The organism is Flavobacterium olei (assembly GCF_039749035.1).
Classification (GTDB): Bacteria; Bacteroidota; Bacteroidia; order Flavobacteriales; family Flavobacteriaceae; genus Flavobacterium; species Flavobacterium olei.
In genome coordinates this window covers 497,554-510,100 of record NZ_JBDKWC010000003.1, presented here as the reverse complement: position 1 = coordinate 510,100, position 12,547 = coordinate 497,554, and the positions used below count along the sequence as shown (strand labels likewise).

Here is a 12,547-nt window from a genome sequence, read left to right as displayed (position 1 = left end):
ATAAAAAAAACCTCTAAATTTCTTTAGAGGTTTTAGAGGCATCGTCGGGATTCGAACTTATCTTTATCTAATTTTTTCTAAAAATTAACCACAAAAAAACCTTCAAATTGCTTTAAGGGTTTAGAGAAATGGTCTGGATTCGAACATAATCTTTATCTAATTTTTTCTAAAAATTAAACATAAAAAAACCTCTAAATTTCTTTAAAGGTTTAGAGAAATCGTCCGAATTCGAACGTGGATCTTTATCTAATTTTTTCTAAAAATTAAACATAAAAAAAACCTTCAAATTGCTTTGAAGGTTTTAGAGGCATCGTCCGGATTCGAACCGGAGTAGGAGCTTTTGCAGAGCCCAGCCTAGCCGCTCGGCCACGACGCCATTACTTGAATGGATGGCAAAAGTAACTAAAATCTTTAAAATTCAAAACTTTAAAATGAAGTATTTTAAAAATTAGTTTTTTAACCAAACGAAATTACTTTCTGGTTTCCGTCATTTTTATCGTAACTGATTCTACATCACCACCAATAGGAGGATTTATTTTAGAAACCCAAACTGTTGTTTTTGTTACCGAATTTATCTCTGCCAATACACGATTATTGATTCTTTTGGCAACATGTTCTAATAAATGCGAACGAATTGCCATTTCTTCGGCCACAATTTTATTCAAATGAACATAATCAACAGTATCTAAAAGATGATCTGTAGCTGCAGATTTTTGTAAATCGGTTTTAATTTTTAAGTCTACTGTGTAATCAGAACCTATTTTTCCTTCTTCAATTAAACATCCGTGGTAGGAAAAAGTTCTTATGTTTTTTAATTTTATAATGCCCATTTTATTATTGTTTCAAGTTTAAAGTTTCAGGTTGTCCGCCACTTAAGTAACTTTAAACCTGAAACCTGAAACCTTTTTTTTATCTTTGCTAAAATTACTATAAAATAATGGCATCAGAAGAGAAATCACTCAATTTTATTGAACAAATCATAGAGGAAGACGTAAAATCAGGTCTTTCAAACACCAAACTTCGCTTTCGTTTTCCACCAGAACCTAACGGTTATTTACACATTGGGCATGCAAGTTCTATTGCGTTAAATTTTGGTTTAGGAATTGATTATCAGTCGCCTGTAAACTTACGTTTTGACGATACTAATCCGGAGAAAGAAGAACAGGAATTTGTTGATGCTATTAAAAAAGATGTAGAATGGTTGGGTTACAAATGGTCTGAGGAGCGTTATGCATCAGATTATTTTCAACAATTGTATGACTGGGCCGTTTTATTAATTAAAAAAGATAAAGCCTATGTCGACAGTCAATCTTCTGAAGATATGGCAATTCAAAAAGGAACTCCATCTACAGAAGGTGTTGATAGTCCGTTTAGAAACCGTTCTGTCGAAGAAAACTTAGAGCTGTTCGAAAGAATGAAAAACGGCGAATTTGAAGCCGGAACTCATATTCTTAGAGCAAAAATCGACATGAAATCTACTAATATGTTAATGCGTGATCCTATTATGTACAGGATTTTGCACAAACATCATCATAGAACAGGAGACAATTGGAAAATTTATCCAATGTACGATTGGGCACACGGACAAAGTGATTATTTAGAGCAGATTTCTCACTCCTTTTGTACGCTGGAATTTTTGCCTCATCGTGAATTGTACGATTGGTTTTTGGATCAGATTTTAGACGAAAATAAACTGCGCCCGAAGCAAAGAGAATTTGCCAGACGTAACTTATCACATACTGTTGTTAGTAAAAGAAAATTACAGCAACTTGTTAAGGAAAAGCATGTTAACGGTTGGGATGATCCAAGAATGTCAACAATTTCAGGCTTAAGAAGACGTGGTTATACAGCTGCTTCTCTGCGTAATTTTGCTAATACAATTGGTATTGCAAAACGTGATAATTTGATCAATGTATCGGTTTTAGAATTTTGCATTCGTGAAGATTTAAACAAAATTGCACCTCGTGTAATGGCCGTTTTAGATCCTGTAAAACTGGTAATTACCAATTATCCAGAAGGTAAAGAAGAGTGGTTAGAAGCAGAAAATAACCAGGAAGATGAAAATGCTGGTTTCAGAAAAGTACCTTTTTCTCGAGAATTATATATCGAAAGAGAAGACTTTCTTGAAGATGCTCCGGCTAAATATTTCCGTTTGACTTTAGGCAAAGAAGTACGTCTTAAAAATGCGTATATCATTAAAGGAGAATCTGTTATAAAAGATGCAGAAGGAAATATTACCGAAATTCATGTCACTTATGATACAGATTCTTTAAGCGGAAGCGGAACAGAAGCAAGCCAAAGAAAAGTTTCCGGAACTTTGCATTGGGTTTCTATTCAACATGCAGTTGAAGCAGAAGTTCGTTTGTACGATCGTTTGTTTACAGATGAAGCACCGGACAGTTATAAAGACAAAAATTTCTTAGATTTTGTGAATCCAAATTCGTTAGAAATTGTAAAAGGATTTGTTGAACCAAGTTTGGCAACCGCTCAAAACGAAGAGAAATTTCAGTTTCAGCGTCTGGGTTATTTTACTGTTGATAAAGACTCAACTGCTTCAAAACTAGTATTTAACAAAACGGTTGGATTGAAGGATGCCTGGGAAGAAAAAGGTAAAAAAGAAGAAAACAGCATCAATAATTCTTTAAAAGAAATCAACAAATATTTTAAAGTTGAAAGTAAACCGGAAAGAATTGCAATTGAAAGTGCAATAGGGGAGAGCATTAAAAATGTTTCCAGTTTTTCTTTATTGCAAAATTCATTAAAGAAAAATATCAACAATAATAAAGCTTCACTGTTATTTTCTCAATTTTTATTGAAATATTCAAAATGGAAATCTTCAGATTTTGATCAGGACGATATCAAAAAATTATATACGATGTCTTTACGAAGCGAATCGACTTATGTAAGATCAAAAGCACTTTTAAATTTACGAGATATTGAAAATTCAGATTTAAGAAATCAGTTTGATGATGATATTTTAAAATTATATTCAAATCCTCCAAAAAATGCTTCGGAGAGAGAAATCGAAATTCTTGCTGAGATGGTAAAAAAATAATATCAATTTTATTTATAGAAAGCGCTTTTATGAAGCGCTTTTTTTATTATTTATATTTTCTATAAAAATTTAAAAAATTATAATTTTTATATATAAATATTGACTTTCATAAATTGATTTTAAAACGTCTTTTTATATATTTTAATATCATTTATCATCTTCTTAAAATCTTTCAATAGAAAGGCTTATTTTCAATTATGGACTTATTTTACTTGTATTTTAAGCTTATTAACAGTGAATTGTTAATAAAGTTCATTTAAAGCTTTATCCTAAAATTTAGTGTGATTTTAATTATAATATATATCTATTTAAAAATTATATTTATATAATTTATATATTATAAATATAAACTATCAATTTAATAATTTTAATAGTTATTTTTAATTAAAATTGACTTACATAAATTAATTTTAAAGACATATTACAATTGCTTGAACTGGATTGTCATTATTTATATTATTGTTTATTTAAAAGCCTTATTTTAGTTTTATCTGTCATTTTTGTCAGTTTAACGGGTTGTTAACATACAATTGTTTATAAACTTGTTATTTTTAACTCCGTACCAAATCAGGGCAGATTTTAAAAAAATCAAAATTTCCAGATATTCAAAATTGAGATGCATTTCAGAATTTAAAAAATTTATTTTTTGTTTTGGATGTTTTTTCAAAACTGAGTTCTAAAAAACAATTTTATGTTCCCATTTTGATTATGAACTGTATTTGATAATATTTCGCGTAAAAGGTATTCTTTCAAATTAGCTTCATAATTTTCTAAATGTCATGAAATTGATTTCGTGTAATTTTATTTTTTTGATTTTTTTCTGATAGTATTCAAATCTTAAAAATTAGAAATCATGAAAGTATTATATTTTACGCTGGCATTGTTATTTGCTAATATTGCAATTTCTCAAACACATCGAATCTTCAAACACAATGGAGAAGAGTTTGATGTTAATTTCATTAAAAATGAAAATGGTTTAGTTTATTATTCTTTGAATGGCAGTTCTGAAGAAATGAAAATAAGTAAATATGCTATTTCTAAAATTACCAATAAACAAACCAATCAGACTCAGAAAATTTCAGATAAGATAATTGTTGATTCAAAAGACGATTTCAAAATGGTAACAGTTTTATCTCAGGAAAAAACAATCGGACTGAAACAAGCTGCTAACTTTTCGGGAGTTTCGACCAGGACAAAAGGAGAACCGCCAATTGCAAATCAAAAACAAACTGCAATGAGAATTAAATCTAAATCTGCATCGAATGGTTATCCATTTGTAAGTATAATCGAAAAAGATAACGGCAAATATGAAGCTGTAGCTTATGTGTATTAATTTTATTGTTAATTTTTTGTAAATTACATTTAATGAAAATTTTTAAAGTTTAAAAAAGGTTATCTTTATTACTAAATTTAATTGTAAATATCATGTCTAAAAACTTTAATACAGCTGCAGCGATCTTAGCAGCGGCCGCGGCCGGAGCAGCAATCGGAATTTTATTTGCTCCAGATAAAGGATCAAAAACGAGATCTAAATTGAAAGAAGGTATTGATGATACCAAGAATAATCTAAAAGATTCTATCGACGCAAGTTCTGAAGTTCTTCGTGAAAAATTTGCAAGTGCTACTAAGAATTTAGATGGAACTTTAAGTGATTTGCTTTCAAATGTGAGTCATAAGACAGACGAAGTAATTTCTTTTTTAGAAACTAAGCTGGCTGATTTAAAAGCTCAGAACGCCAAATATCAAAAATAACGAATTCTAAATAAAAGCATAAAGCTGGCTTGTTTCTTAATAAGCTGGTTTTATGCTTTTTAATTTAAATATTATGGCTTTTGAAGATTTAAAAGAAAATACAGAAAATATTCAGGAACAAGCTAAGGCTTATCTGGACAGCCAATTGTCCTATTATAAACTCTGGGGATTTAAAGTTGCAATGAAATCAACAACTTTGATTTTTAAGTTTACTCTTATTTTACTGTGTTTTAGTATGGTTTTAATTTTCGGATCTTTTGCCGCCGCTTATGCTTTTGGCGAACTATTTGAAAGTAATTCATTAGGGTTTTTAACAATAGGAGGGATCTATCTTTTTATAACCATTTTACTTTTCTTCGTTAAAGATAAAATTGTTGAAGGTCCGATTCTCGAGAAATTTTCAGAAATATTTTTTAATGATTAATTTATGGAAAGAAAAAAATACTCGTCGTATGCTGAAATTGAGCGAGATCTCGAAGTTTTAAAATTAGAAAAAGAGCTCAATTATCAGAAAATGGTTTTGAGTTTTCAGAAAACAAAAGAAAGTATTACACCCGAAAATGTTTTGAATGGTATTTTTTCTTCTTTCAAAGAATACTTTTCAAATTCTTATGCAAGTATCTTACAATCAGTTTTGCCTTTTGCAATCAATTGGTTTATAAATAAAAAAAGAGGCAGTTAAGCCTCTTTTTCGTTTTTAATATTTATTTAATTTCCGGAGTAATATCATCTTCATAACCAGATTGTGGCTGAATTGGTTTTGGCTTTTCTATTTTTTTATTGGTCTTTTTCATCATTTCACCCACTTGGTTGGATGCTGTGAATGAGGCCACCATATTATTCAGCATATCGCTTCCTGCTTGTGGAGAGTTTGGAAGAAGGATTAAATTAGAATTTGCATCGGCACCAATTGCCTGCAAAGTATCATAATGTTGTGTAACAACGATTAGAGCAGAAGCTTCCTGAGAATTGATTCCCACATTGTTTAAAACTTCAACACTTTCTACGAGACCTCTTGCAATTTCACGACGCTGATCTGCAATACCTTGACCTTGTAAACGTTTACTTTCGGCTTCAGCTTTTGCTTTTGCTACGATTCTGATTCTTGAACTTTCTGCTTCAAACTCAGCAGCAGTTTTTTCTCGGTCGGCAGCGTTGATTCTGTTCATGGCATTTTTTACCTGAATGTCCGGATCGATATCTGTAACCAAAGTATTGATAATATCATATCCGTAAGTAGTCATCGCTTCGTTTAATTCTCTTTTTACTGCAATGGCAATATCATCTTTTCTTTCAAAAACGTCATCCAATTTTAGTTTTGGAACTTCAGCACGAACCACATCAAATACATACGCTGTAATCTGATCGTGTGGATATTCTAGTTTATAAAAAGCATCATATACTTTTTCCTGAATAACTTTAAACTGAACCGAAACTTTCATTTTAATAAAAACGTTGTCTTTTGTTTTGGTTTCGATAATAACATCCAGTTGTTGAATTTTAAGATTTACACGACCGGCAACTCTGTCCACAATCGGAATTTTTAATTGTAATCCTGAATTTCTAACACTCTGAAATTTTCCAAATCTCTCAATTACTACTGATGATTGCTGTTTTACAGTAAAAAAAGAAGACATTAAAATGAAGAATGCGAATACTAATAAGATAATAAATGCTGTACCCATGGTTATATAATTTATGTTTTAATGATCGGGTAAATTACGAAAATTCCTCTAAAATCAAATTTCTAAATCAATAAAAAAACGCTAAGAACATTTTGTAATGTGTCTTAGCGTTTTCTGTTTTTACCATTAAGTAAGGCTTAATCAACTTAATCCTTAATGGTAAAACTTTATAGTGTAGCAATTGCTTTCTGAATTCTCGAAATAGTTTCTTCTTTTCCAATGATTTCTACAATGTCAAACAGGTGAGGACCTTTAAGCGCTCCAACCAAACTTAGACGGAAAGGCTGCATAACTTTTCCCATTCCGATTTCATTTTTCGTCATCCAGTCTTTTACAACTGCTTCAATATTAGCAGAATCAAAACCTTCAATATATTCAAGAGTCGAAATCAATTCCTGCATTAAAGCCGGAGTTTCTTCTTTCCAGTTTTTCCTTGCTTTTTCGTCATAAGATGTTGGCGCCTGGAAAAAGAAATCAGTTAAATTCCAAATATCAGTAGTTAAAACTAAACGTTCTTTAACCGATGACATAATTTTTTCAACGGTATTTTTTTCAACTTTAATTCCTTTTTCTTCTAAGACAGGTTGAAAAATTTCAGCTAAAAATGAGTCACTTTTATTTGATAAATAATGATGATTTACAGATTTTGCTTTTTCAATATCAAATCTTGCACCTGCTTTATGAACTCTGTTTAAATCAAATGACTGGTATAATTCTTCTAATGAAAAATATTCTTTTTCAGTTCCGTCATTCCAGCCAATCATGGCAAGAAAGTTTATTAAAGCTTCGGGTAAATATCCATCACCTTTAAATCCTACAAGTTCTTTCCAATCTAAAGGAAATACAGGAAATCCACCAATTTCTCCATCACGTTTTGATAATTTTCCTTTTCCATCCGGCTTCAAAATCAACGGTAAATGTGCAAATTCTGGAGCATCCCAACCAAAAGCTCTGTACAATAAAACGTGAAGCGGCATAGACGGCAACCATTCTTCACCACGAATTACATGCGATGTTTCCATCAAATGATCATCTACAATATTGGCCAAATGATAAGTTGGCATTCCGTCACTTTTAAACAAAACTTTATCATCAAGAAGATTGGTTTCAAACTTAACATCACCACGAATAATATCTTTTAAGTGTAAAGTTTCATCAACCGGCGTTTTAAAACGAATTACATAATGTTCTCCATTAGCAATTCTTTGCGCCACTTCATCAGCAGAAATTATCAAAGAAGTATCTAATTTTTCACGATTAGTATGATTGTAAATAAATGTTTTTTTCTCTGCTTCGTATTCTTTTCTTAAAGCAGTTAAAGATTCAGGAGTATCAAATGCATAGTAACCCCAACCAGAATTGACAAGTTCATCAGCATATTTTTTGTATATTTCTTTTCGTTCACTCTGTCTGTATGGACCAAATTTTTCATTTTTTCCAACCGTTTCGTCAGGAGCAATTCCCAACCATTCCAAAGCTTCCATAATATAAGCTTCAGCACCCGGAACAAAACGAGTCTGATCTGTGTCCTCAACTCTTAAATAGAAAACACCATTGTTTTTTTTGGCAAATAAATAATTAAATAGGGCAGTACGAACTCCGCCAATATGTAATGCTCCTGTTGGACTTGGTGCAAAACGCACACGAACTTGCTTTGACATTTTGTTTAAATTTTGTTGCAAAGATACGACTTTAGTCAAAAGCCTAAAGTCGAAAGTCTGAAAGCTTTTTCGAAAGATTTTCCTTTTTGACTTTCGATTTTCGACTTCCAGACTTATTATTAAAATTACTACTTTTATAGGTTATAATTAAAACAGATTAATTTTGAAAACAACATCTGCAATATACTTAAAGCTTGAGGCTTTCATTAAGAAATATTACACCAACGAGCTGATAAAAGGAATGCTTCTTTTTACGGGATTCGGTCTTTTGTATTTCTTGTTTACGCTTTTTGTTGAGTACTTTCTTTGGTTGAAACCAGCAGGAAGAACTTTTTTATTCTGGCTTTTTGTCGGGGTGGAAATTTTTCTTTTAGTCCGTTTAATTGTTTTCCCGTTATTTAAATTATTCAGGCTTCAAAAAGGGATTGATTATAATCAGGCTTCGAAGATTATTGGAAACCATTTTACAGAAGTTAGTGATAAACTGACCAACTTTTTACAACTTTCATCAGGCGAAAATGCCAATGAAAGTTCAGAATTAGTAATGGCTTCGATTGAACAAAAAGCCAATTCTTTGCAGCCAATACCTTTCGGTAATGCTATTAATTTTAAAGCCAATAAAAAATATCTTCCATTGGCATTGATCCCAATTTTGCTTTTTGTTGTATTTTATATTTCCGGATACAGCAGTATAATTTCTCAAAGTTTTAATAGAGTAGTGCACTTCAATTCCGCATTTTTACCTCCGGCACCTTTCAAATTTGTAATTCTTAATTCTAATCTTCAGGCAGAACAAAATAAAGATTTCGTTATTAAAATGGAATCTGTTGGAAATATTGTTCCGGAAAATGTGATGATTCATATTGGTGATGAAAGCTATTTTATGGAATCTCCGCAAGTTGGAAAATTTGAATTCAAAGTTGAAAAGCCATCTGAAGATATTCGTTTTACTTTTGAAGGGAATTCAGTTTCATCTGAAGAATATGAATTGAAAATAATAACAGTTCCTTCAATCGCAAACTTTGAAATGGTTTTAAATTTTCCTTCTTATCTAAAGAAAAAATCAGAAACAATTCAGGGAACCGGTAATGCAATCGTCCCTGAAGGAACAACTGTAACATGGAAAATGAATACCAAATCTACACAGGAAATTGTGTGGAAAAGAGAAGGAGAGACTTTAAAGTTCAATAAAATTGAAAATGAGTTTAAATTAGCTAAAAATATAAGTCAAAACACCGATTATCAAATACTTACATCAAATAATAAGGTTAAAAACTACGAAAAATTAGATTATCAGCTCTCAGTTATTAAAGATCAGTTTCCAACCATCAATGTTGGACCTGCACCAGACAGTTTAAAGCTTGATAAGAATTATATTCTGGGAAGAGTAGGTGATGATAATGGTCTTTCAAGATTGCAGATTGTTTACTACGAACGCAATAAACCGCAGTCTGCAAAACGTGGAAATATACCGGTGAAGTCTGGAGTATTTGATCAGTTTGTTTTTAATTTCCCCGGTAATCTTCCGGTTCAGGAAGGGGTATCTTATGAATATTATTTTGAAGTTTTTGATAACGATGCACCACACGGATTTAAGAGTACAAAATCTTCTACATTTTCAGATCGTGTTGCTACAACAGATGAAATTCAGGATCAGGAATTGCAGCAGCAAAACAATAATATTAACAGTTTATCTAAGTCTTTAAAAAATCAGACAAAGCAGATTTCAGAGATGGATAAGCTTCAGAATACTGGAAAAGAAAAAGATAATTTAGAGTTTAAAGATCAGCAGAAGATTAATGATTTTATCAAACGTCAGAAACAACAGGACGAAATGATGAAGCAGTTTTCTGAGAAAATGAATCAGAATCTGGACAAATTCAAAGACGATAAAAAAGATAAAACTGCCGATGATTTGCAAAAACGTTTAGATAATGCTCAGAAAGATTTAGAGAAAAACCAAAAATTATTAGATGAGTTAAAGAACCTTAATGATAAATTAAACAGTGAAGAACTGTTTGATAAAATGGAAAAATTTAAACAAATCAGCAAGAACCAATCTCGTAATTTAGAACAATTGGTGGAACTGACCAAGCGTTTTTATGTTTCTAAAAAAGCAGAACAAGTTGCAGAAAAGCTAAATAAATTAGCAGAGCAACAAGAGAAACTTTCCAATAATGAAAAGGAAAATACGAAAGAAAAGCAAGATGAAATCAATAAGTCTTTCGATAAAATTCAGGACGATTTAAAGGATTTGAAGGAAGAAAACAAGACTTTAAAAAAACCATTAGACATTCCATCAAATGCTTCAAAAGAGAAAGATGTAGATAACGATCTTAAAAAAGCCTCAGAAGAATTGAATAAAAAGAATACTTCTTCGGCTAAGCCAAAACAAAAGAGTGCCGCTAAGAAAATGAAGAATATGGCTCAGGAAATGCAATCTGAAATGGAAGGTGGTGAACAGGAACAATTAGAAGAAGATGTGGCAATGCTTCGTCAGATTCTGGATAATCTTTTAGCCTATTCTTTATCGCAGGAAGATGTAATGAAACAGTTTAGATCTATGAAATTGGGTTCATCCGCATTTACGAAAAACATTAAGATTCAGCAGAATTTAAAGCAACAGTTCAGACATGTCGATGATAGTTTATTTGCATTGTCACTTCGTAATCCTAAAGTTGCTGAAGACGTAACAAAGGAAATCGGCAACGTTCAATATAGTATGGACAAAGCAATTGAAACCTTAACCGATGTACAAATTCCAAGAGGTGTTTCGCACCAGCAATATGCCGTTTCTTCTGCGAATAAGCTTGCAGACTTTCTGAGTGATTTATTAAATAACATGCAGATGTCTATGCCAAAACCGGGAGCCGGAAAACCAAAACCAGGGGACGGACAGGGAATGCAGTTACCTGATATTATTCAAAAACAAAAAGGCTTGGCGGATAAAATAAAAGAAGGAATGCAGTCCGGACAAAAGCCTGGAGACAAACCGGGAGAGGGTAAAGATGGAAAGTCTGGCCAAGGGCAAAATGGGGAAGGGAAAGAGAGTGGTAAAGAGGGACGAGGCAACAAAAGTGGTGATAAGGGTTCTTCTGGTAAAGATGGAAAGAATGGTAAAGGGGAACAGAAAGCAAAAGATGGAGAAGATGGAGAAGGAGATGCAGAAGCTATTATGGAGATTTACAAAGAACAGGTTAAACTTCGTGAAGCGTTACAAAAAGAGCTTGCAAAAAAGGGTTTGGATTCTCAGGGAAAATCTGTAATCGACCAGATGAAACAATCTGAAAAACAGATTTTAAATAAAGGTTTTAAAAATGAAAACCTTCAACGTATTTTAAATATACAGCAGGAATTATGGAAATTAAACAATGCAGTTCAGCAGCAAGGTCAGGATACACAAAGACAATCTGAAGTTAATAAAGCTGAATTTTCTAATCGTTCTAATCGTTTACCAAGTTCCTTATTGGAATATTTAAACAGTGTAGAGATATTAAACAGACAATCACTACCTTTGCGCTCGAATTTTAATCAAAAAGTTCAGGAATACTTTAGTACAAAATGATAAACTTTAATTACGAAACAGATTTTACTTTAGGAGACGAACAGGCTTTTAGTGATTGGCTTAGCGCCGTAATTGAATCTGAAAACAAAAGTGAAGGAGAAATCAATTATATATTTTGTGATGATGAATATCTTCATAAGATCAATGTAGAATATCTGGATCACGATACATTAACTGATATAATCAGTTTTGATTATTCTGTTGGTAACGAGTTGAATGGCGATATTTTTGTTTCTATTGAACGTGTTGCAGACAATGCAAAAGACTTCAATGTTTCGTTTGCAGAAGAACTTAAAAGAGTCCTGTCACACGGCATACTTCACTACTGTGGATATAAAGACAAAACAGAAGAAGAAGCTCAATTGATGAGATCGAAAGAAGAAGAGAAAATGAAAATGTTTCACGTGGAACAGTAATATTGAATTATAGAATGCATGTTCCACGTGAAACCAATTGAATTGATTTGTGTTCCACGTGAAACATATTTAAAAGTACAATTACATAATGTTTCACGTGGAACAGTAATTGTGTTTTCTTGAGTAACTTTGTATTTCCGTGACGTGATCTAAATAGTGTTTCACGTGAAACATATACTGAATGTTCTCTTTGAAGTTTCTAGTGGAAATTTCTATTTGAAGTTCTGTTTGGAAGTTCTGTTTGGAAGTTCTGTTTGAAAGTTCTGTTTGAAAGCTCTATTGAAAGTTCTATTGAAAGTTCTATTGAAAGTTCTGTTTGAAAGCTCTATTGAAAGTTCTATTGAAAGTTCTATTGAAAGTTCTATTGAAAGTTCTATTGAAAGTTCTATTGAAAGTTCTATTGAAAGTTCTAT

General features: G+C 31.8%; 11 protein-coding genes and 1 tRNA gene. 7 read left to right on the top strand and 5 right to left on the bottom strand.

Translation table 11 applies throughout. The annotated features are described in order from the left end of the window. Positions 1 to 305: 305 nt before the first annotated feature. Together ABEB31_RS09880 and folB are read right to left on the bottom strand one after the other, a co-directional pair. Positions 306 to 376: transfer RNA gene (locus ABEB31_RS09880), tRNA-Cys, on the bottom strand. A 94-nt stretch (positions 377 to 470) separates the two neighbouring features. Further along, a complete protein-coding gene (folB, locus tag ABEB31_RS09875; protein WP_347051400.1) occupies positions 471 to 830 on the bottom strand; it encodes a dihydroneopterin aldolase in 360 nt (119 codons plus the stop codon). Positions 831 to 937: 107 nt separating this feature from the next. Between folB and ABEB31_RS09870 the strand changes: the two genes are divergently transcribed. The 5 genes from ABEB31_RS09870 to ABEB31_RS09850 all read left to right on the top strand — a co-directional run bounded on the left by ABEB31_RS09870 (position 938) and on the right by ABEB31_RS09850 (position 5,489). Continuing rightward, positions 938 to 3,055: a glutamine--tRNA ligase/YqeY domain fusion protein gene (locus tag ABEB31_RS09870; RefSeq protein WP_347051398.1), complete on the top strand. Its 2,118-nt coding sequence runs from the start codon at positions 938 to 940 to the stop codon at positions 3,053 to 3,055. 853 nt (positions 3,056 to 3,908) lie between these two features. Further along, a complete protein-coding gene (locus ABEB31_RS09865) occupies positions 3,909 to 4,388 on the top strand; it encodes a hypothetical protein (protein WP_347051396.1) in 480 nt (159 codons plus the stop codon). 92 nt (positions 4,389 to 4,480) lie between these two features. Then, positions 4,481 to 4,807, top strand: coding sequence for a YtxH domain-containing protein (locus tag ABEB31_RS09860; RefSeq protein WP_347051395.1), 327 nt, complete (start codon positions 4,481 to 4,483; stop codon positions 4,805 to 4,807). Positions 4,808 to 4,880: 73 nt separating this feature from the next. After that, positions 4,881 to 5,231 (top strand): competence protein, encoded by a 351-nt coding sequence (locus ABEB31_RS09855; RefSeq protein WP_347051672.1) that lies wholly within the window; start codon positions 4,881 to 4,883, stop codon positions 5,229 to 5,231. Positions 5,232 to 5,234: 3 nt separating this feature from the next. Then, positions 5,235 to 5,489, top strand: coding sequence for a DUF6327 family protein (locus tag ABEB31_RS09850; RefSeq protein ID WP_347051393.1), 255 nt, complete (start codon positions 5,235 to 5,237; stop codon positions 5,487 to 5,489). A 22-nt stretch (positions 5,490 to 5,511) separates the two neighbouring features. On the opposite strand, the gene ABEB31_RS09845 is transcribed toward ABEB31_RS09850, so the two are convergent. Then, positions 5,512 to 6,492 (bottom strand): SPFH domain-containing protein, encoded by a 981-nt coding sequence (locus ABEB31_RS09845; protein ID WP_347051391.1) that lies wholly within the window; start codon positions 6,490 to 6,492, stop codon positions 5,512 to 5,514. Positions 6,493 to 6,659: 167 nt separating this feature from the next. Then, positions 6,660 to 8,153 carry a glutamate--tRNA ligase gene (gltX, locus tag ABEB31_RS09840; RefSeq protein ID WP_347051389.1) on the bottom strand — a complete coding sequence of 498 codons (1,494 nt, stop codon included), beginning with the start codon at positions 8,151 to 8,153 and terminating at the stop codon, positions 6,660 to 6,662. 163 nt (positions 8,154 to 8,316) lie between these two features. On the opposite strand from gltX, the gene ABEB31_RS09835 reads away from it, so the two are divergent. Then, positions 8,317 to 11,718, top strand: a complete 3,402-nt coding sequence (locus ABEB31_RS09835) for a collagen-like domain-containing protein (protein ID WP_347051387.1) — start codon at positions 8,317 to 8,319, stop codon at positions 11,716 to 11,718. After that, positions 11,715 to 12,134, top strand: a complete 420-nt coding sequence (ybeY, locus tag ABEB31_RS09830) for an rRNA maturation RNase YbeY (RefSeq protein WP_347051386.1) — start codon at positions 11,715 to 11,717, stop codon at positions 12,132 to 12,134. The genes ABEB31_RS09835 and ybeY overlap by 4 nt, the downstream gene beginning before the upstream one ends. Before the next feature lie 212 nt (positions 12,135 to 12,346). On the opposite strand, the gene ABEB31_RS09825 is transcribed toward ybeY, so the two are convergent. Beyond that, positions 12,347 to 12,547, bottom strand: a 201-nt coding sequence (locus tag ABEB31_RS09825) for a hypothetical protein (protein WP_347051384.1), incomplete at its 5' end; no start/stop codon positions are given.

Coding starts and splice junctions, on each gene's coding strand:
- ABEB31_RS09860 (WP_347051395.1), top strand. CDS start 4,481: ATGTCTAAAAACTTTAATACAGCTGCAGCGATCTTAGCAGCGGCCGCG.
- ABEB31_RS09845 (WP_347051391.1), bottom strand. CDS start 6,492: ATGGGTACAGCATTTATTATCTTATTAGTATTCGCATTCTTCATTTTA.
- gltX (WP_347051389.1), bottom strand. CDS start 8,153: ATGTCAAAGCAAGTTCGTGTGCGTTTTGCACCAAGTCCAACAGGAGCA.
- ABEB31_RS09855 (WP_347051672.1), top strand. CDS start 4,881: ATGGCTTTTGAAGATTTAAAAGAAAATACAGAAAATATTCAGGAACAA.
- folB (WP_347051400.1), bottom strand. CDS start 830: ATGGGCATTATAAAATTAAAAAACATAAGAACTTTTTCCTACCACGGA.
- ybeY (WP_347051386.1), top strand. CDS start 11,715: ATGATAAACTTTAATTACGAAACAGATTTTACTTTAGGAGACGAACAG.
- ABEB31_RS09850 (WP_347051393.1), top strand. CDS start 5,235: ATGGAAAGAAAAAAATACTCGTCGTATGCTGAAATTGAGCGAGATCTC.
- ABEB31_RS09865 (WP_347051396.1), top strand. CDS start 3,909: ATGAAAGTATTATATTTTACGCTGGCATTGTTATTTGCTAATATTGCA.
- ABEB31_RS09870 (WP_347051398.1), top strand. CDS start 938: ATGGCATCAGAAGAGAAATCACTCAATTTTATTGAACAAATCATAGAG.